General features: G+C 70.6%; 17 protein-coding genes. 9 read left to right on the top strand and 8 right to left on the bottom strand.

Annotated features, from left to right (window positions below; translation table 11 throughout):
* Positions 1-530: 530 nt before the first annotated feature.
* From ACFW2Y_RS12160 to ACFW2Y_RS12145, 4 genes are all read right to left on the bottom strand, one after another.
* Positions 531-878, bottom strand: a complete 348-nt coding sequence (locus tag ACFW2Y_RS12160; RefSeq protein ID WP_384876886.1) for a hypothetical protein — start codon at positions 876-878, stop codon at positions 531-533.
* Between the two features lie 407 nt (positions 879-1,285).
* Positions 1,286-2,629 carry an endonuclease domain-containing protein gene (locus ACFW2Y_RS12155; RefSeq protein WP_384876884.1) on the bottom strand — a complete coding sequence of 448 codons (1,344 nt, stop codon included), beginning with the start codon at positions 2,627-2,629 and terminating at the stop codon, positions 1,286-1,288.
* A gap of 224 nt (positions 2,630-2,853) precedes the next feature.
* A complete protein-coding gene (locus ACFW2Y_RS12150) occupies positions 2,854-3,324 on the bottom strand; it encodes a hypothetical protein (protein WP_384876882.1) in 471 nt (156 codons plus the stop codon).
* Positions 3,325-3,424: 100 nt separating this feature from the next.
* Positions 3,425-3,964: a 2'-5' RNA ligase family protein gene (locus tag ACFW2Y_RS12145; protein WP_384876880.1), complete on the bottom strand. Its 540-nt coding sequence runs from the start codon at positions 3,962-3,964 to the stop codon at positions 3,425-3,427.
* Between the two features lie 836 nt (positions 3,965-4,800).
* On the opposite strand from ACFW2Y_RS12145, the gene ACFW2Y_RS12140 reads away from it, so the two are divergent.
* The 3 genes from ACFW2Y_RS12140 to ACFW2Y_RS12130 all read left to right on the top strand — a co-directional run bounded on the left by ACFW2Y_RS12140 (position 4,801) and on the right by ACFW2Y_RS12130 (position 8,201).
* Complete coding sequence (locus tag ACFW2Y_RS12140) at positions 4,801-5,505, top strand: nitroreductase family protein (RefSeq protein ID WP_384876878.1); 705 nt, start codon at positions 4,801-4,803, stop codon at positions 5,503-5,505.
* A gap of 509 nt (positions 5,506-6,014) precedes the next feature.
* Positions 6,015-6,905: an aldo/keto reductase gene (locus ACFW2Y_RS12135; protein WP_384876876.1), complete on the top strand. Its 891-nt coding sequence runs from the start codon at positions 6,015-6,017 to the stop codon at positions 6,903-6,905.
* Between the two features lie 288 nt (positions 6,906-7,193).
* On the top strand, positions 7,194-8,201 hold the full coding sequence (locus ACFW2Y_RS12130; protein WP_384876874.1) for a hypothetical protein: 1,008 nt from the start codon (positions 7,194-7,196) through the stop codon (positions 8,199-8,201).
* A 170-nt stretch (positions 8,202-8,371) separates the two neighbouring features.
* On the opposite strand, the gene ACFW2Y_RS12125 is transcribed toward ACFW2Y_RS12130, so the two are convergent.
* Positions 8,372-9,142: an SDR family NAD(P)-dependent oxidoreductase gene (locus tag ACFW2Y_RS12125; RefSeq protein WP_384876872.1), complete on the bottom strand. Its 771-nt coding sequence runs from the start codon at positions 9,140-9,142 to the stop codon at positions 8,372-8,374.
* Between the two features lie 843 nt (positions 9,143-9,985).
* On the opposite strand from ACFW2Y_RS12125, the gene ACFW2Y_RS12120 reads away from it, so the two are divergent.
* From ACFW2Y_RS12120 to ACFW2Y_RS12095, 6 genes are all read left to right on the top strand, one after another.
* Entirely contained in the window at positions 9,986-11,233 is a 1,248-nt protein-coding gene (locus tag ACFW2Y_RS12120; RefSeq protein WP_384876870.1) for a cytochrome P450, read from the top strand.
* Between the two features lie 432 nt (positions 11,234-11,665).
* Complete coding sequence (locus ACFW2Y_RS12115; RefSeq protein ID WP_384876869.1) at positions 11,666-12,484, top strand: SDR family NAD(P)-dependent oxidoreductase; 819 nt, start codon at positions 11,666-11,668, stop codon at positions 12,482-12,484.
* Positions 12,485-12,718: 234 nt separating this feature from the next.
* On the top strand, positions 12,719-13,555 hold the full coding sequence (locus ACFW2Y_RS12110; protein ID WP_384876867.1) for an NAD(P)H-binding protein: 837 nt from the start codon (positions 12,719-12,721) through the stop codon (positions 13,553-13,555).
* Positions 13,556-13,792: 237 nt separating this feature from the next.
* Entirely contained in the window at positions 13,793-14,431 is a 639-nt protein-coding gene (locus ACFW2Y_RS12105) for a hemerythrin domain-containing protein (protein ID WP_384876865.1), read from the top strand.
* Positions 14,428-14,934, top strand: coding sequence for a DUF1772 domain-containing protein (locus tag ACFW2Y_RS12100; protein WP_384876863.1), 507 nt, complete (start codon positions 14,428-14,430; stop codon positions 14,932-14,934). Before ACFW2Y_RS12105 ends, ACFW2Y_RS12100 begins: the two co-directional genes overlap by 4 nt.
* Before the next feature lie 100 nt (positions 14,935-15,034).
* A complete protein-coding gene (locus ACFW2Y_RS12095) occupies positions 15,035-16,030 on the top strand; it encodes an AraC family transcriptional regulator (RefSeq protein ID WP_384876861.1) in 996 nt (331 codons plus the stop codon).
* 39 nt (positions 16,031-16,069) lie between these two features.
* Here the strand turns inward: ACFW2Y_RS12095 and ACFW2Y_RS12090 are convergent, their stop codons facing one another.
* From ACFW2Y_RS12090 to ACFW2Y_RS12080, 3 genes are read right to left on the bottom strand one after another with little or no spacing between them, the layout of a single operon-like run.
* Entirely contained in the window at positions 16,070-16,807 is a 738-nt protein-coding gene (locus ACFW2Y_RS12090) for a 4'-phosphopantetheinyl transferase (protein WP_384876859.1), read from the bottom strand.
* Complete coding sequence (locus tag ACFW2Y_RS12085) at positions 16,804-17,646, bottom strand: alpha/beta fold hydrolase (RefSeq protein ID WP_384876857.1); 843 nt, start codon at positions 17,644-17,646, stop codon at positions 16,804-16,806. Before ACFW2Y_RS12085 ends, ACFW2Y_RS12090 begins: the two co-directional genes overlap by 4 nt.
* The gene (locus ACFW2Y_RS12080) at positions 17,643-18,119 is read right to left on the bottom strand and encodes an SRPBCC family protein (protein ID WP_384876855.1); all 477 of its coding nucleotides are present in this window, start codon (positions 18,117-18,119) and stop codon (positions 17,643-17,645) included. Before ACFW2Y_RS12080 ends, ACFW2Y_RS12085 begins: the two co-directional genes overlap by 4 nt.
* Between the last annotated feature and the right edge of the window lie 25 nt (positions 18,120-18,144).

Here is an 18,144-nt window from a genome sequence, read left to right as displayed (position 1 = left end):
AAAAAAGGAGAGGCACTCAGGCACATTCATGTGGAGTGCGTCACCTTCGCAGTGAAGGTGAGTTAGCGAACGTTCTCGCGATGTCGAACATTCTCCCGAAGTACACCTTCCATTTGAATTTAATATCTGTTTCTCGTGCCGGACGGCCGTGAATGCGGAAGCGCGGGAATCCTGCCGTTGGTTCAGCATCGTCGGGCCGCTTCCCCCGCGGACAGGGGAACGAACGGCGGCTTGCCGAACGAGTTCGCTCCCGCTGGTTGCGGGCCCGGGTCGATGAGCCCTTTTCGTCCTGAGTCGGTCGCGGTCGAACTGCTGCTGGCGCTCGGGGGGTTCGCGGTGGCGGTAGGAGGGATTGCGGACGGTGGTGCCGACGCCGATGACGTCAGACCTCGTCCTCTCGGGCGCGGGCAGCAGACGGCACGGCCTGCGGGTTCGCCGGAACGCGACCTGCCCGTTCGCGAGAAACAGAGGCACGCGGGCGGGGCCGGCCCGCCCCTCAGGCCCGACCGGACGACCTCACGGGTTCAACCTCAGCAGGAGGTGCTCTCGGCTCGGATCCAGTCCGTGACTCCGCCCAGCGACTCCACCAACTCCAGCCCCGGGTCGTCCATTTCAGCAGTCAAGTAGTCCCACTCGAAGGGACTGTGGAGCTGGAGGAACCAGTTGATGTGGTAGCGGTGCACGAACTCCGGGCGGCCCGGTTGGGCGACCCGAATCTCCATGCAAAGCCACCGGTTGCGGTGGCGCAGTTGGGTTTCGGGAGTGAGCGTGGTCGACCAGTCCCCGATGGTCAACTTCCGTACCCCGTCGGTGCGGACGACGCTGAACTCGGTGCGTCCCAGCGTTCCCCGGTGCTCGATCACGGACTGCAGTCCCATGGTTCCTCCTTCGGGCTGGGGCCCGGTCGGCCTCGAGGTCGTTGCTGCCGTCCAGCAGCCGGTCGTGCATCAGTGTGGCACTGGACGTCGGCGGGGCAGCCCTACGGTCCCTCCCGCAAAGGACGCGCCCCTCGCTGATCCCCGCGTGCTCATAGCGAAGTCGTCCGTCCTCACCATTGACTCCGTCGGCGGGCCTCGGGGCTCCTTGGTCTCAACTGACCGATTTGACGGGCAGGTTGAAGAACGCTCGCCGTGCGGTCCGTCTCCACGATGTGGTGGACCACCCCTCCTGGGGCTGTTCGATCCCGGCCGTCCGCGTGGCCTGGGCAGCGGCGGGCTCGACCTTCGAGCCGTGTGGAGTCGGCCGGACCGGACGGCCCGACTGCTGCCTGGAGTCGCCCTGCCCCTCAGAACAGGGCCAGGCCTTCGCCGCTGGTGTCCGCGATGACCGGTCGGGCCTGGGCGGGAAGGTCGTCCAAGCGATCGGGGCCGGCCGCGGCGGCCACGGCGGGGGCCGTGTCGGCCAGCCAGGTGCGAAACCGTTCGGTGGCTTCGCGGTAGGGCACTCGCGCCAGGACACGGTGCTCGCCGGAGGGGCAGGAGTCGACGGTGACGGTGAGCAGGCAGGAACGGGGCGTGTTCTGGCTGCCCGTCCAGGACACGCGCAGGAGCCCGCAGGGCTTGCGCCCGCGGGGGGCTCGGTGGGTCGGGCGCAGCGATCGGCAGGCTATGTGGGCGGTCCATGCGGCGAGGTGCGGCAACGGCAGGGTGGTGCGTGCACGGCAGCCGGGGCAGCGGTGCCAGTGGCGGAGCCAGGCGTCGGTGTGGGTGTGGAAGAGGCGGTTGTAGCGGTTCGCCACGCGGATGTCGTTGGCGTACAGGTGGTCGGGGCGTTCTTGGGTGTTGCAGGACTGGCAGAGGGGGGCGCGGACGTAGCCGTGTTCGTGGCAGTGGTCGAGGACGGTGGCGGGCGAGGTGCGGCAGACGGCGCACGCCCAGCCGGCCACCCTGCGGGAGGTGCCGGGCTTCCTGCTGAGCACCGAGTACAGCTGGCCTTCCAGTTCTGCGCCGTAGGGGCGCGGTGTGGTGGTGGTGTCCTCGGGGCTCGTGGTCTGCCGGCGGTCGGGGACGTGGGCCGGTCGGGGGTGAGGGGGAGGCTCGGGGGCGGTGGTGATCGTCCGGTGGGGCCGTGTGGCGCGTGCCCACTGCGTTTCGGCGTGTTCGGCTGCGTCCAGCAGCCTGACCACGGCGCGCGGCAGCCACCAGGTTCGTTGTGTCGTGTTGCGGGTCTGCTCCACGAGCGTCTGTCGCCAGTCGATCCCCGCCAGGGGGTGCGGTCGGTCGGCTGGATGGTGTGCCGGCTGCGGGGGGTCGCGGTGCTGTTGCAGTTCGGCCATGATGCGTTGGCGCCAGCGCAGTGGTGTTTCCTCGGCGAAGTCCTGCTTGGGTGACTTGCCGAACGGGCCGATGCGGACCAGGTCCTGTCGGTTCATTGGGACGGCGTTCAGTCGGGCAGCCGCCCGGCGCACCTCCGCCTCGAAAACGTTCCACCGGCCGTCGTCCGTCCTCACCGTCGTCACCACATCGGCGCCGAGCAGGACGTATCCCTTCCGGGCGCGGGCGGAAGGGGAGGTGAGCGCCGTGGAAGCCGTGGGTACGGCGCCGTCGGCCGTCAGACCAGTCCACAGGGCGTCCGCGGCACCCAGGGTGATCAGGCCGTCCGTGCGGCCGGGCATGACACGCTCTGACATGCGGACAAGGCTAACCGGGCGGCGGGGTTCTTCCTCGTGGAGGGCGTGGGTCGGACGGGGCGTCGTGTTCTGCGTGCGGAGTGTGCCGGGTCGTTGACGCGGCACGGGCCTTTCGAGGGACGGTCGTGCGGGGATGACGGCACGGGCCGGGCAGGTTTTCCGGGCTGGTCCTTCGCGCTGAGCGGCACCGGTGGGCCGAGCACGTTCTGGGGTGCGGGCTTGCGTCAGGGGAACGGCCATGTCGGTTCCTCGTACCGGTCGAGGTCGGCGGGCCGGCGGCCGAAGAGCGGGATGAGGCGCTCCTCCATGGCGGCGGACCAACCGTCGCGGTCGGAATCGCTGTCGTGGAAGAACCAGGAGTGGAAACTTCCCCAGGCGTCCACATCCGCTGCTGGTGTGTAGCGGAGCTCGCAGTGGACTTGCACATGGCGGTCGTGCTCGCCGTCGTCACTGATGTTGATCTGTCTGGTGAGGTTCACGGCGAACATCGGGCGCCCGCTGAAGGCGTACGTGCCGTACTGAAGGAGCAGGCCGTCGGAGTCGGCCGTGGGTGCCGTGTGAAAGCGTGTGCGCCCGAAGCGCATGAAGGCGAGCCATGCGTCCCGAGTGGTGTTTTCGGTCGTCGTCGCCCCTCCGGCCGCCAGCTCGGCACGCAGGTGGTCGAGGGCGTCCTTGGGGTGCGGCCTGTTGGGCACGCCGGTTCTCCTCGTGGGGTGGAGCGGTATCACGGGCCGGTGGGGTCGGGCCTCTTCACGCTTTGGTCTGCGGGGTGACGGGCGCCCGTGCCCGTGGAGCTCATTCACGGAGGGCGTACGAGGCCCGCTCTCGCCACTGCGTGCCGTCGTAGGCCATGAGGTCGACCGATGACACGCGGGTCGTCAGGGGGAGTCTGTCGAGCAGCTCGGACTCGATCTGCTCGAGAACCGCGTCCTGGTGGCCTTCGGCGATGGTCAGGTGGGGCACGATCTCGGTGAACCGGCCGCCGTAGGGAGGGGCTTCGGGCCACCGCTCTGCGATCACCTCGGTAAGCCGTCGCAGCTGCGCGTCTGGCTCAGGATCGAGATACAGCACTCCGGGAAACCGGCCGCAGCTTTCGAACCGCAGGTCGAAGGCACGGTGGCTGCCGAGCACGTCCGTGAGGGTGGAGTGGACGGACGCGTCGATGCGGCTGTCGTCGAGGAACGGGAAGAGGACCGTGATGTGTGCCGGCACGCCTGCCCGGGCCGACGGGTCAAACCGTTCGCGCCAAACGCGGACCGCCGGCTCCGCCTCCGGCGCCTTGACGATGAGGCAGGTCTGCCCCGCATGAAAGCCATTGGTGCTGTCGTCCGTCATGACAGCATGATGCCCGCGCGAAATCCGCCGGCACCGTTCTTTGTGTGCGCCTGCTGATCGGGAGGGCAGATCGGTGCGGACGGCCGGCACAACCGCCACGCCCGGTCAGTGAGCGGCGACGAGCGCAACCAGGCGCTGCACGGTCCCCCGCCAGCGCGGCGTCGATCGACTGCGCAGAGTGGCGGCGCAGCCGTTGGTCCGGCTCGCTGCGCGGCGGTCGGCGGCGGCGTGTGTCCGAGCGCCTCGGTCGCCGGCATGGCGTGCTGGAAGGGGCTTGCCGGTGCTCGGCTCGGCCGTGGAGTTTCCTTGCGCGTCCGGGACGTGTGTTCCCTCGCGTTCGTCCGTGGCTGCGCACCCGGGACGAGGCAGCGCGCCGGGCCGCGGCACGGCAGAGGGGTGACCTGTGCCGCTGCATGCCCAGACGGACGAGGGCCCTGGATCGGGGTAGCCCGCTGGATTCCGCTGGGGCAGCCGCGCCAGATCGGTGGTGTCCCCGCCCCGCTGTTTTCATCGATGCTTCGGCTGGTTCGGGTACGGGTCGGAAGGTCGCGCGTTTCGTGGTGCAGGACCTCTTGGGCGCCGTGGTCGATCCGCACGTGGCGTTCCTCGTCGTCAGGACCTGCCTACCGGCCGTGCGCAAGACGGTGGCTCCGTCTTCGAGGGGGTGCAGTCGCCCGTGGGGGTGGGTGTGGTGATCGTCTTCGCGCGGCTCGGATCGGTCAGGGACGCGGGGGCCGAAGGTGCGCCGTCCGGGCGGTGCCCACGGAACCACGGGTGCCGTTTCCGGTGCGTCCCCACTCTTGGAACCGGGGGCCGGGGACACCAGACTCTCCCCCATGACAGTCACCACCGAAGAGCGCTGGGAGCCCACCCACGGCGCCCCGTACCAGCCGGTCCCCTACCGTCCTGAGCGCATGGAGCCGGCGGAGTCCCTCAGTCGCTCGGCAGAGTTGCGCGACCGGATGGGGCAGCGGCGCACGGTGCGCCGGTTCTCCTGCGACGCCGTGCCGGAGCAGGTCGTGCGGGACGCCATCGCCTGCGCGGCCACGGCACCGTCCGGTGCCCACCAGCAGCCCTGGACCTTCGTCGTGGTCCGGGACCCGGAGATCCGCAGGCGCATCCGCGAGGAGGCCGAGCGTGAGGAGCAGCTCTCTTACGACGGCAGGCTCGGCGAGGAATGGCTCGCCGCCCTGCGCCCGCTGGGCACGGATGCGGTGAAGACGCACCTGACGGACGCCCCGGCGCTGATCGTGGTCTTCCAGCAGCGGTACTGGCTGGGTGAGGACGGCGCCAAGCGCAAGCACTACTACGTGGACGAGTCCGTGGGCATCGCGGTCGGCATGCTGCTGTCCGCCCTGCACCTGTCGGGCCTGGCCGCGCTGGTCCACACGCCGAGCCCGATGCGTTTCCTCTCCCAGGTGCTGGGGCGGCCCGAGAACGAGAAGGCCTTCGCGGTGATCCCGGTCGGCTATCCGGCGGAGGACTGTCAGGTGCCGGACCTGAAGCGGAAGGCGCTGGATCAGGTGATGGTGGAGGTCTGACCGGCCCGTGCGGTGACCGCAGGTCCGGGCACACGGGCCCTTCGTCCTCGGTCCTCGGTCCTCGGCCGAGGACGGGGGCGGGTGCGGGGGCGTCCGTGGGGCACGTCGGTTCCTCGGTTCCGTGCGACCTGCCACCCCGCGTACGGGCGGGGAAGGTGACGGTCTGTTCGAGGCCGTCACGGCTTTTCGCCACCCGCTTCCCGGTGCCGGTGCGCCACGGTCCGTGCGCACCCGTCGCCAGGTCAATCGGGGTGCGGCACCGGCAACCGGACGGGGTCTGCCCTGCCGCCGCTCCCCCGCAGGGCACCACTGCGGCCAAACGACGCCCCGAAGGGCCGTCTTCACGTGGCTAGGGTGGTTCCGATTCGTTCGGAACGATCATGAGTGGGTGTTGTGGCGTGGTGCGAAACAGTGGCGAGCAACTGATGAGCGCACGGACCAGGCTCTTCCGGCCGACCGGACGGCAACTGGGATCAGTGGGCCTGGGTTGTGCCGGATTGAGTCCTTGGATGTATACCCGTCCGCACGGTGACGACCGGGCATGGGCCTCGCTGTTAAACGCGGCCGTCGACCTCGGCATCACGCTCTTGGACACCGCCGGCGTGTACGGGGAGGGGCACAACGAGACGCTGCTCGGGCAGGCCGTCACACCTCGTCGTCACGAGGTGTTCCTCGCCACCAAGGTCGGTCTGGTCGTGGACGACCTCGCCACCATGACGCTGCACCGCGACGGCAGACCGGCCCAGCTGCGCAACGCGGTGGAGGCGAGCCTGCGCCGGCTGCGCACCGACACCGTGGATCTGTGCTACTTGCACCGCGTCGATCCGACCGTCCCCCTGGAGGACAGTTGGGGTGCCCTCGCCGCGATGGTGGCGGAGGGCAAGATCGGCCATCTCGGCCTTTCGGAGGTCCGGGTCCAGGAGGCCGAGCGGGCGCATCGGATCCACCCCGTCGCCGCCGTCCAGTCCGAACTCTCCCTGTGGTCGCGTCAGTCGCTGGGCAAGCAGGCGCACGAGGAGGACATCGTCGGCTGGTGCGCCCGCAACGACGCCCTGTTCGTCCCCTTCTCACCCTTGGGGCGCGGATTCCTCACCGGCACCATCACCCCGGACACCTCCTTCCCCGCCAGCGACCTGCGCGCCCGCCACCCCCGCTTCACCTCTCCGGCGCGCACCGCGAACCAACGGGTCCTCGCTCCCCTGCGCACGGTGGCAGAGCGCCACGACGCCACCATGGCGCAGGTGGCGCTCGCCTGGACCCTCGCTCAGGGAGAGCACGTCATCCCCATTCCCGGCACCACCCGCTTGTCGTACCTGCGGGCCAATGTCCAAGCGGCGCGCCTGGAGCTGACCGCCCAAGACCTCGCCGAGCTCGACGGTGCGCCGCCGGCGTTCGAGTGATGCTCCGCGCGAAGTCCCGTTTCGCGTTGCTCGATCCGTAGCGAACGACCTTCGGGAAGGGGAGGCAGAAGTCCCAGCGGTTCTGCTTCCCCTTCGCGTTCGCCGTGGGGGCGATCCGGTCCGCCGGCGCCGGTCGTCGGGTCCGTGGGGAGTCTCACGTGGCGGCTCCTCGCGGCCAGACCGGTGATGTTGCGGCGGCGCCTGGTGGGAACCGGGCGTCCTCTGCCCTAGCGTCCCGAACGGGCCGGAATGCATGACGGTGCGTACCGGGCGATGAAGGGACACCTGATGGGACGTCGGTTGTTGACGCGCGGCCTGTTGTCCGCCGTCGTCGGACTGAACCTCCTCGTGTTGGCCGCGTGCGGCGTTGAAAGGGCCACCGAGGTGTCGTCTCCCGGGGGGAGCCGGTACCGGGCGCCGCGTGAGTTCAGCGGCATCGCTTGGCTCGCCACTGAGCGCGGGTTCGTCGGTCCCGGACGCGATGCGGAGTCACGGGAGGTCTTCTTGGTCTGCCACGACGCCAGGGACAACGACGCGGAACGCGACCTGCCGCGCCTTGCGATCGTGTGGACGCCCGTCGACACCGACGGGATCGCCGTCAAGGAGCTTCGCGTGGACTTCCCCAGCGTGCCGAACGACCTGGAAAGCATCGCCCGGCTTCCCGGCCGGGACGAGGCCCTGCTGGTCGAAAGCGGCGCTGATGGGGATGACCTCGATCCCACCATCTATCTGGCGCGGTGGGACAAGGACCTCGACGTGGAGGTCGTGGGCTCGGCTCCGTGGCCGAAGACGCCCGAGCCGCTCACCAACGTCGAGGCGACGGCGGTCGCAACGGTCGGGGGGCGGGACTACTTCGTGTATGCCGAACGGGCGCAGGGAAGCGACACCACCCGCATCCACATGACGCGCTTGACGGTCGGCAAGAGCGGTGCGCTGGCCTTCGGCCGGAAGTGGACGTCGGTGTCGTTCACCGCGCCCGAGCCGCCGGGGGCGCGTCCCGCTTCGGGTCTCGACATCGACGCGAAGGGAGATGTGTACGTCTCGTCCGCATACGACCCCGGTGACCTCGGTCCCTTCGACAGCGCCGTCTACCGCGCGGCCACGGTCGAGCGGGGTGGGCCCCTGGGCGCGGAACTGGTTGCGGTCGAGCCGCCGCAGATGCTCGCCCGGAGCTCGGGGCTCAAGGTCGAAGGCGTGGCGTTGGTCTCGGGTGCCTTTCCCCTCTTCATCAGTGACGACGACGAAGACTACGGTGGTCTGCTGCGGCAACTGCGGGTGACGCAGGCCGGGGGCTGACCCGGGGTCGAGCGGCTGCGGGGTGTGGGGGCGGCGGCCTTGCGTGCTCGGGTGCTGACCGGTGCTGACCGGTGCTGCCGGGGAAGAGGTGTGGTGGCCCGGGGCGCGTGTGGTGCGGGCCGTTCAGGCCGTCCTGGCCGTCCTGGCCGGGGTTGGGATGCCCTGGTGGCTCAGCGCGTGGTCCAGCCGCCGTCGACGGAAAGGGTGGTGCCGACGACGAAGGAGGCACGGTCGCTGCAGAGCCATGCGGCGGCTTCGGCGATCTCGTCGGGTTCCGCGATGCGCGGGACGAGGGCGGACTGCAGGAGGTGCTGCTCCATGTCGGGGTTGTCGCGGAGCCAGGTGTCGACCATCTCGCTGCGGGTGGATCCCGGGGCGAGGGCGTTGACCCGGATGCCCTGGGCGGCGTATTCGGTGGCAGCGGCCTTGGTCAGGCCCAGGACCGCGTGCTTGGAGGCGATGTAGGCGGCGGTGACCGGTGTGGCGACGAGGCCGGCGGTGCTGCTGTTGTTGACGATGGTGCCGCCCCGGGGAAGCATCGCGCGGATCTCGTGGCGCATGCAGTTCCACACGCCCCTGACGTTGGTGTCCATGACGGTGTCGTAGACCTCTTCGTCGAGCAGGTGCAGCGGTTTGGGTTCGGCTCCGACGCCTGCGTTGTTGAAGGCGACGTCGAGGCGGCCGTAGGCGGTCACTGCGGCCGAGACGGCGCGCGCGACTTCCTCACTGCGGGTGACGTCCGCCACCACGTACTGCGCCTGGTGCCCTTCTGCACGCAACTGGCTCGTAATGTCAGCCAGTTGGGATTCACGACGGGCAACGAGCGTGATGGCGGCGCCCTCTCGGCAAAAAACCCGGGCCGCTGCGGCACCGATACCGGTGCTGGCACCGGTTATGAGTGCTGATTTCCCGACAAGTAAGGGGTTGCTCGCTGTCGTCACGGCGTGACCGTAACACAAGGTGATGGGGGGTCGAAGTGGCTGTCCGGAGGCAGTTGTGACGATAAGTCAGCCTGCCGGCGGCAGGAAAAGGAGGCAGGTCGCGGGGTGGGTGACGGACGGGGGCGGGGCCGGCTTGATCGGGTTTTCCGTGGGCAGGGTTCGTCGGAGCCGACGTGCTGGCCGTCCAGCGCCACGGGGCGGCAGTGGGGCAGGAGCGCCGGTCCTTCGGTGGGGGCGAACGGGACGGTGCGGCAGTCGGGCGGGCGGGGGGGACCGGTGACGGCGCGGGAGGTGGTGGCCGCCACGCCGGGGGAAGGTCTGGCGACGCCGGGCACGGACAGGGAAACCTACGGGTGTGCGGGGAGCAACGGGGAGGCCGTGGTGGTGTGGTGCGCCGGCGGGCGGCCGTGGGGGGCCGTGCCCTCGGGACCTCGGGCTCGGCACGCCAGCGGATCGGGGGGGGCGCCGCCCACGGCCCGCGGCGGCCGGAAGGCGCGGGACTTCGACGGGCGATCGGCGGGGCCGGCTTCCGGTCGGGGCCATCGGGTGCCGGGGCGCGCACCGCCCCGGAGGGTCCTTCGCTTCCTTTCCTCTTTGCCGATCCGTCGGGGTATTAGCATCTCCCGGATGGCGTCGGGGGCTAGGGTCGCCTCCCGTGAAAAGGGGGGGTGATCACACGCCGTTGACGGACGGCAGGTGCTGGTGCCGCGCCCGGGCCGTCGCTGGTGAGATCACATCGGACGGGCGGTTTCCACCCGTGCGCGGGAGCCCGCTGCCGAAGCACCGCCCCTTGTTTGCCCGACGTGCCTTGTCGCAGACCTCGCCCAGACCATGGAGATCCTGATGACACGCCAGTGTCCGTTCACCATCGATCCCACCGGCACGAACATTCATGCCGAGGCAGCACATCTGCTCAAGAAGGGCCCGGCAACCCGGGTGGTACTGCCTGGTGGGGTGACGGGCTGGGTGGTCAGTGGAGCGGAGACCATACGCCGCCTGCTGGTGGATCCCCGGGTGTCGAAGGATGCGTACCGGCACTGGCCGGCGTGGGCCAATGGCGAGGTGGGCGCCGAGTGGCCGCTGGCCATATGGGTCTCGGTACAGAACATGATCACCGCTTACGGGGCGGAGCACACGCGGTTGCGCAGGCCGGTGGCCGCCGCGTTCGGTTCGCGTCGGGTCGCCGGGATGCGGCCGAGGATCGAGCAGGTGACCGAGACCCTGCTGGAGCAGCTCGCGGAGACGGCCGCAAAGACGCCGGTCGACCTGCGGGCGGGGTTCGCGCACGAACTGCCCACCCGCATCGTCTTCGACGTCTTCGGGATACCGGAGCATTCCTGGGCTCCCCTGCACAAGGTCATCAAGGGGTTCTTCGACACGGCGATCACCGCGGAGGACGCCCGGGCCAACGCCGACCTGCTCTACTCCACCATGGCGGATCTGGTCGCCTTTCGAAGACGAACCCCCGGTGACGACCTGACCACCGCGCTCATCGCGGCGCGGGACGAGACCGGGACGGAGCGCGGCGGGGCCGGGGCGGGGCTGAGCGAGAAGGAACTGATCGACAATCTGATCCTGCTGTTCACCGCCGGGTACGAGACCTCGGTCAACCTGATTTGCACCTGTGTGCTGGAACTGCTGCGCCATCCGGAGCAGTTGCGCCTGATCCGGGAGGGGCTCGCTTCCTGGGAGGACGCGGTCGAGGAGGCGCTGCGGCTGGAGCCGCCCGCCGCCTACGCGGTGATGCGGTTCGCGGTGGAGGACATCGAGGTCGGCGAGGTGGTGATTCCCCGCGGCGATCCGATCGTGGTGTCGTTCGCCTCGGCGGGACGCGACCCGAAGGTCCATGGACCTGCCGCCGACCGGTTCGACGTCACTCGGGCGACCCGCGGCGAGCACCTGTCCTTCGGGTTCGGAACGCACTACTGCCTGGGTGCGACCCTGGCTCGGCTGGAGGCCGTGGTGGGGGTGCAGCGGCTCTTCGAGAGGTTCCCGGGGCTGGAGTTGGCCGTGGAGCCGGCGAGCCTGCGCCGGGTGGAGTCGTTCATCTCCAACGGGCCGCAGGAACTTCCGGTGCGACTGGGACGGTGACCGGCCGGCGCGTTCACCGGTGCCGGGGTCCCGTGGCCGGCGCGAAGGGGTGGTGACGTCGGCACCGGGTGCGCGGAGCGCTTTGCGCGCACCCGGTGTCCTTCGGCGGGGGGCGTCCCTTGGTGGTCAACAGGGCCGCCCGACCGGTTGGGGGCGCGGTGCGCCGGTGCGGGTGGCATGCCCGTGGGGTGCGGGGGGGCTTCGACGGTCTCGACCGGGCTGCTGCCGTCGGGGCGGCGCGGGTGTGCGGAGGCGGGCGGGCCGACCGTCGGCGAACGGCACGTCGATTGCGCTGCGGACGGTCAGCTGCGTGACGACCGTGCGCAGCGGGTGATTCCAAGATTGGTGCACCAACGGTTTTCCAGTGGGCTCCCAGCGGGGTCGGACACGCTCCGAGGGGTTGACGTGCGGCAGGCAGGAGGGCCTTTCGAGATGACAGCACAGCCGACGAAGGCAGCGGCGCGCAAGGCTCCCGAGCGGCCGGTGGCTTTGATCACCGGCGCCACGCGGGGCATCGGTCTGGCCGTCGCCCGTGACCTGGGGGGGCGCGGCCATCGGGTGTTCCTCTGTGCGCGCACCGGGGCTGCGGTGACGCGGACGGTCGCGAAGCTGCGCGCCGAGGGGCTGACGGTCGACGGCATGGTCGCCGACGTGCGCAAGCGCGCGGACGTCGCCGCCCTGGTCGCGTCGGCGGTGGCGACCTACGGTGCGCCGGTGAGCATCCTGGTGAACAATGCGGGGCGCAGCGGCGGCGGGGCGACCGCGAGCATCACCGATGAGCTGTGGCACGAGGTCATCGACACCAATCTCAACGGCGTGTTCATGTTGACGCGCGAGGTGCTCAACGCCGGGGGGCTTTCGGAGGCCTCGTGGGGGCGGATCGTGAACATCGCTTCCACCGCGGGCAAGCAGGGGGTGCTGCTGGGGGCGCCGTACTCGGCGTCGAAGCATGCCGTGGTCGGCTTCACCAAGGCCCTGGGCAAGGAGCTCGCTCCCACGGGCGTCACGGTCAACGCGGTCTGTCCCGGCTATGTGGAGACGCCGATGGCCGCACGGGTGCGCAGTGGCTATGCGGCGGCGTGGGGCACCACGGAGGAGTACGTCCAGGGGCAGTTCGAGGCGCAGATCCCGCTCGGTCGGTACTCCACCGCGGAGGAGGTCGCCGGCTTCGTCGGTTACCTGACCACCGATCTGGCTTCGTCGGTCACCGCGCAGGCGCTGAACGTGTGCGGTGGCCTGGGGAACTTCTGACGGGTCGGGTGCGCGGGCTTGCCGGCCGTGCTGCGCCCGGGGGTGTCGGGGGTCCGGGCCGGCGGTGCGGTCACGGGCCCGCCGGCCGGGCAGGAGGGGCCGGTACCGCCTGGGGTCCGGTGGCGTACCGCGGTGCGTCGTTCGACCGGATGAGCGAGCTTCGGTGGACGCACGCGTATGCAGATGAGCTTTGCAGCTATGGCTCGTCTCGCCGAAATGGCATTGACTGTACTCATGACGCAGAACACGCAGACCACGCAGAACGACCAGATCACCCTCGTCATCGGAGGTACCGGCAAGACCGGACGCAGAGTCGTCGAGCGGCTCACCTCCCTGGGTCGTCCGGTGCGCGTCGGATCGCGCAGCGCCGAGCCCGGCTTCGACTGGCAGGACCCCGAGACCTGGGAGGCGGCGCTCGAAGGGGTCGACCGGGTGTACATCACCTACTACCCCGACCTGGCCTTCCCCGGGGCCACGGAGCAGATCGATGCCTTCTCGCGTTTAGCTGTGGCCCGCGGAGCGCGCCGGCTGGTGCTGCTCTCCGGTCGTGGTGAGGAGGCCGCTCAGGCCGGGGAGGAGTGCGTGAAGAAGACCGGTGCCGAGTGGACGATCGTCCGTTCCAGCTGGTTCAACCAGAACTTCAGCGAGAGCTTCTTCCTGGAGCCCGTGCTGGCCGGTGAGATCGCGCTGCCGACCGGGGACGCCGTGGAGGCCTTCGTCGACACCGACGACATCGCCGACGTGGTGGTCGCCGCGCTCACCGACGACCGGCACATCGGCAAGACCTACGAGCTGTCCGGTCCGCGTCTGCTCAGCTTCTCCGACGTGGCCGCCGAGCTGTCCAAGGCCACCGGCCGTGAGATCTCCTACGTCTCGGTCACCCATGAGCAGTACCGGGCGGTGCTTCGGGAGAACGGTCTTCCCGAGGACTTCGCCGACCTGTTCGCGATGATCCTGGACGGGCGCAACGCCCATCTGGTCCACGGCGTGGAAGAAGCCCTGGGCCGCAAGCCCAAGGACTTCTCCGACTTCGCCCGTGCGGCTGCTGCCAGCGGCGTCTGGAACGCGTGAGGGCCGCATCGCCCCAGGGGCCCGGGGCGGTGCTTCGGCGCCGCCCCGGTCGCCCCGGCACGCAGCACGCACACCACCGGCACTCCAGTGGCGTGCGGTAGGACGGAGTGGAAGCGGTAGGGCGGGCCCCTCGGGGCGCGTGCGTACCGTCGGAGTGGAACCGTGCGGGGCACCACCGCGCCGTACGTGCTCGGCACCGCTGATCGCACGCCGGCGCACCGATTTGCAGGAGGTCCGATGCCCACCCCCCAGCAGCCCTTCTCCAGCGAACACGGTCTGGCTTCGTTGCCCGCCCACTTCCACGGCTTCGCCTTGATGCACGTCGCCATGAGACGCGACGCGGCCCGGTTGCGGGCCGCTGCACCGACCTGGCGCGCTTCCGGTGCGCCGTGGTGGCAGCGGTTGCGGGAGGTCATCGTCTGGCACCACACCAGCGAGGACGACGTGTTGTGGCCCTCGTTGCGCCGCCGCGACGCCGACTTCGACGCGCAGGCGGGTGAACTCCAGGAGGATCACCGCGCGTTGGATGCGGCGATGGATGCGGTGTCCGTTGCGATCGAGCGGGGCGGCGACGGGTTGGTGGCGGCTGCCGCCCGCTTCGAGGAGGTGCTGCGGGAGCACCTGCGGGACGAGGAGGGGATCGTCTTTCCGGTCTTCGACCGGCTCGGGGAGCGTGCCTATCTCGCCGAGGAGCGGGCGCTGATCCGCACGGCGCCGGCCCGGGTGATGACGTACCTTCAGCCGTGGATGTTCGACGGGGCGCCGTCCGCCTCGGTCGCCCGTGTTTCCGCGACGATTCCGCCTCCTGTCCGGTTGATCGGTGCGACGCTGTTGCGCAGCCGGTACGAGCGCACGCTGAAAGGACTCCTGACGTGACCAGTACGACGACCCAGTCCGTGACCCTGGTCGCGGCGACCGTCGGCACCGGCTTGATGGCCGGGCTGTACTTCGCCTTCGACATTTCGGTCATGCCGGGGTTGGGCCGCGGTGACGACCACACCTACGTCACTGCGATGCGCAACATCAACACGGCCATCGACAACGGCCTGTTCGGTCTGGTGTTCCTGGGGGTCTTCGTGGCCACCGGCCTGGCCGCTGCGCAGCAGCAGCGCGGTGGACGTTTGGACGCCGCCCGGTGGGGATGGCTCGCCTTCGCGCTGTACGGGCTGTCGCTGATCGTGACGGCCGCCGTCAACATTCCGCTGAACAACCGGCTGGCGAAGGCCGGACCCGACCTGGCGGTCGCCCGGGCCGGCTTCGGCAGTCGGTGGAACACCGGCAACCTGGTGCGTACCGTGGCCTGCACGGCCGCGCTCGCCGCACTGGGCCGGGCGCTGACCCTGCACGGCCGGGGGTCTGCGGTTGCGGGTCGGGTCTGAGGACCACGGCCCCTCGTGAACGGGTGCCCGCTCTCTCTTCGTCCCCCCGTGGGAGAGCGGGCACTTCGCCGTACCACCGCCGGAGAGGACGCAACGCCCCATGGACACACTGACCGGTCTGCTGGAAGGGCCCAAGGCCCGCGGCGCCTTCCTGCTGAAGTCCGTCTTCAATCCTCCCTGGTCGTTGCGGGTCGAGGACCGCGCCCCGATCTCGGTGGTCACCATGGTGCGCGGCGAGGCGTGGTTGTTGCCCGACCAGAGTCAGCCGGTGCACATCCGTCCCGGGGACGTGGCCGTGGTGCGGGGTCCGGATCCGTACACGGTGGCGGACGCGCCCGGCACGCCGGTGCAGATCACGGTGGGGCCGGAGCAGCGGTGCAGCACCGTGGAGGGGGAGGACGTCACCCATGCCATGGCGTTGGGCGTGCGGACGTGGGGCGACAGCTTCCAGAGCAGCGATGCGGCCGTGATGCTCAGCGGCACCTATCAGGGGCGCAGTGAGATCGGCCGTCGGTTGCTGTCCGCCCTGCCGACGCTGGTGGTGCGGCCGGCGGAGTCGTCGGACAGCACGCTGATCAGGTTGCTGGCGCTGGAGATCGGGAAGGACGAGCCGGGCCAGGAGATAGTGCTGGACCGGCTTTTGGACCTGTTGTTGATCGGTGTGTTGCGGACCTGGCTCGCTTCTCCGGGCAGCGGCTCTCCTGCCTGGTACCGGGCGCAGAGCGATCCGGTGGTCGGCCCGGCGCTGCGGCTGTTGCACGACAATCCGGCACACGGTTGGACGGTTGCGGAGCTCGCCGTCAAGACGGGGGTGTCACGGGCTTCCTTGGCGCGGCGGTTCACCGATGTGGTGGGTGAGCCCCCGATCGCCTACCTCACCGGTTGGCGGTTGGCGCTGGCTGCCGATCTGTTGCGGGAGCCCGATGCCACGGTGACGACGGTGGCCCGGCGGGTGGGTTACAGCTCGGCGTTCGCGTTCTCGGCGGCGTTCAAGCGGGTGCGGGGGGTCAGCCCCCAGGAGTTTCGTTGCGGCGCCGTCCCGGCCGTCCCGGAAGGGGTCGGGACGGTCGGGGGCACGGTGGTGCTGCCGGCCTGAGCGGGCCGGGGCACCGGGGGCGTGGGCCGGGTGGCGGCGTCAGCCCCGTCGGACGGTCGCCGTCAGCAGCAGGGGGCCTTCGCGGAGCCAGTGGCCCTGGAACCGCGGGTCCGTCGGCGTCGGTGACGGCGGGTGGAGCACGGCGGTGAAGGTGCCTTCGGGGGTGAGGTGCACGGTGGCGTCGCGGAAGCCGAGCCACATGCCGGTGATCGGGTACCACGCCTTGTAGACGGATTCCTTGGCCGAGAACAGCAGTTTGGGCCAGGGGGTTTCGGGATGCGCATCGGCCAGTTCGGCCAGGTGGGCGCGTTCGGCCGGTGAGGTGACCAGTCCGAGTACGCCGATGGGCAGCGGTTCGGCGGGCTCGGCGTCGATGCCCAGGGCGAGGGTGGTGGGGGTGCGGGCGGCGGCGGCGGCCCGGTAGCCGTCGCAGTGGGTGAGACTGCCGGTCACGCCGGACGGCCAGCGGGGGGCGCCGCCTCGGCCGGGGAGCAGCGGCTGTGGGGGGTGGCCCAGTTCGGCCAGGCAGCGGCGGGCGCAGGCCCGGGCGGTGGCGAACTGTTGGCGGCGGCGGGCCCGGCGTCCTTCCATGAGGGCGGCTTCGGCGGGGAAGAGCGGGGCGGGGGCCGTGTCGTCGAATGCTTCTGCGGAGGCGACGTCCGCGGGCAGGAGCCTGGCGATCAGGGGCGTACCGGGTGGGGCCGCCCCGGTGGCCGGTGGGGTCGTCGCCGTCCGGGTCGGGGGCCGTTCGGCCGTGGTGGGGGCGGTGGTGGTCACGGCCGGCGGGTGGAGAGTTCGCGTACGGCGTTGACGACCTGCTCGGGGTGTTCCAGGGGCAGCATGTGGCCGGCGCCCGGGAGCGTGTCGAAGCGGGCCCGGGGGAGTTTCGCGGCGAGCGTCTTGGCCAGGTCGATGTCGATGACCTTGTCGCGGTCGCCGTGCAGGACGATGGCGGGGGTGTGGACGGAGGCGAGTCGGTCGCGCAGGTCCCAGCCCCGGGTGCAGCGGAAGAAGTCGGCGCGTACGCGTGGAGCGGTGGCGCAAAACAGTTGTCGGTTGATTTCCAGGGCGTGGGGGTCGGGGTTCTTGGACATGGTGGACGACAGCAGGCGGCGGCCCAGTGGGGGGCGGGCGAGGGCTCGGCTGAACAGGGAGCTGCCCATCATCTTGACTTCGCCGTCGGGGGTGTCTTGCCCGTGTGCCGCGGTCCCCAGCAGTGCCAGTCCGGACAGGTGGGCGGCCCGGTCGTCGAGGGCCGCGTAGGACAGGGCGGCGAAGCCGCCGCCGGAGTGGCCGGCCACCACGGCCTGGTGGGCGCCGGTGTGGTCGAGCACGGCGGCCAGGTCGGCGCCCAGGCGGGGGACGTCGACGGGGGTGCGGCCGAGGGTGGAGGCGCCGTGGCCGCGCTGGTCGTACAGGACGACCCGGTGTCCGTGGCGGATGAGGCGGTCGGCGACCGTTCCCCAGGCGCGGCGGGAGTGCGCCCAGCCGTGGACGAGGACCACGTCGCCGGCCGGGGCGGTGTCCCGCAGCGGGGTCAGGACGGTCACCGCGAGTTCGGCTCCGTCGTCGGTGCGGACCGTTGTCTCCCGGGTGCGTTCGAAGGTGGTGGTCATGCCGGCACCTCCGTGGAGAGCTGCCGGTCCAGGGCGGCGAAGGCGGCCAGGGCGGCGCGGGAGTGTTCGGCGCCGAGGTCGGCGACCTTGGCGAGCAGGGTGAGCGGGCCGTGCGGGCGGGCGGCGAAGTGCATCGCCAGTCGGGTGCGTCCGTCGGGCAGCGGTTGCAGGGTGAAGCTGGCCGGGCCGCGGAAGCTGCCGTCGACGTACTCGATGTCCAGGCGGCGTCCGGGTTCCACGGCGGTGGTGCGGGCGGTGAAGCGGAGCTTGAGGCCGCCCTTGTCGACGCCCTTGGTGTGTACGGTGACCTCGACCTCGCCTCCGACGGCGTCGGGCGAACCGGTGCGGGTGGCGAAGGTGTTGGCGGGCACCCACCACTTCTTCGCGCCGCGGAACTCGGCGATCAGGGCGTCCCAGACGGTGGCCGGCGGGGCGGCGATCACCGCCTCGTCGATCAGGTCGTACGTCGTCATGGTGTGGCCTCCACAGGGGATGGTG

The sequence above is a fragment of the Streptomyces sp. NPDC058877 genome (assembly GCF_042742855.1).
Taxonomy (GTDB): domain Bacteria; phylum Actinomycetota; class Actinomycetes; order Streptomycetales; family Streptomycetaceae; genus Streptomyces.
This window is presented reverse-complemented; position numbering and strand designations above follow the sequence as displayed.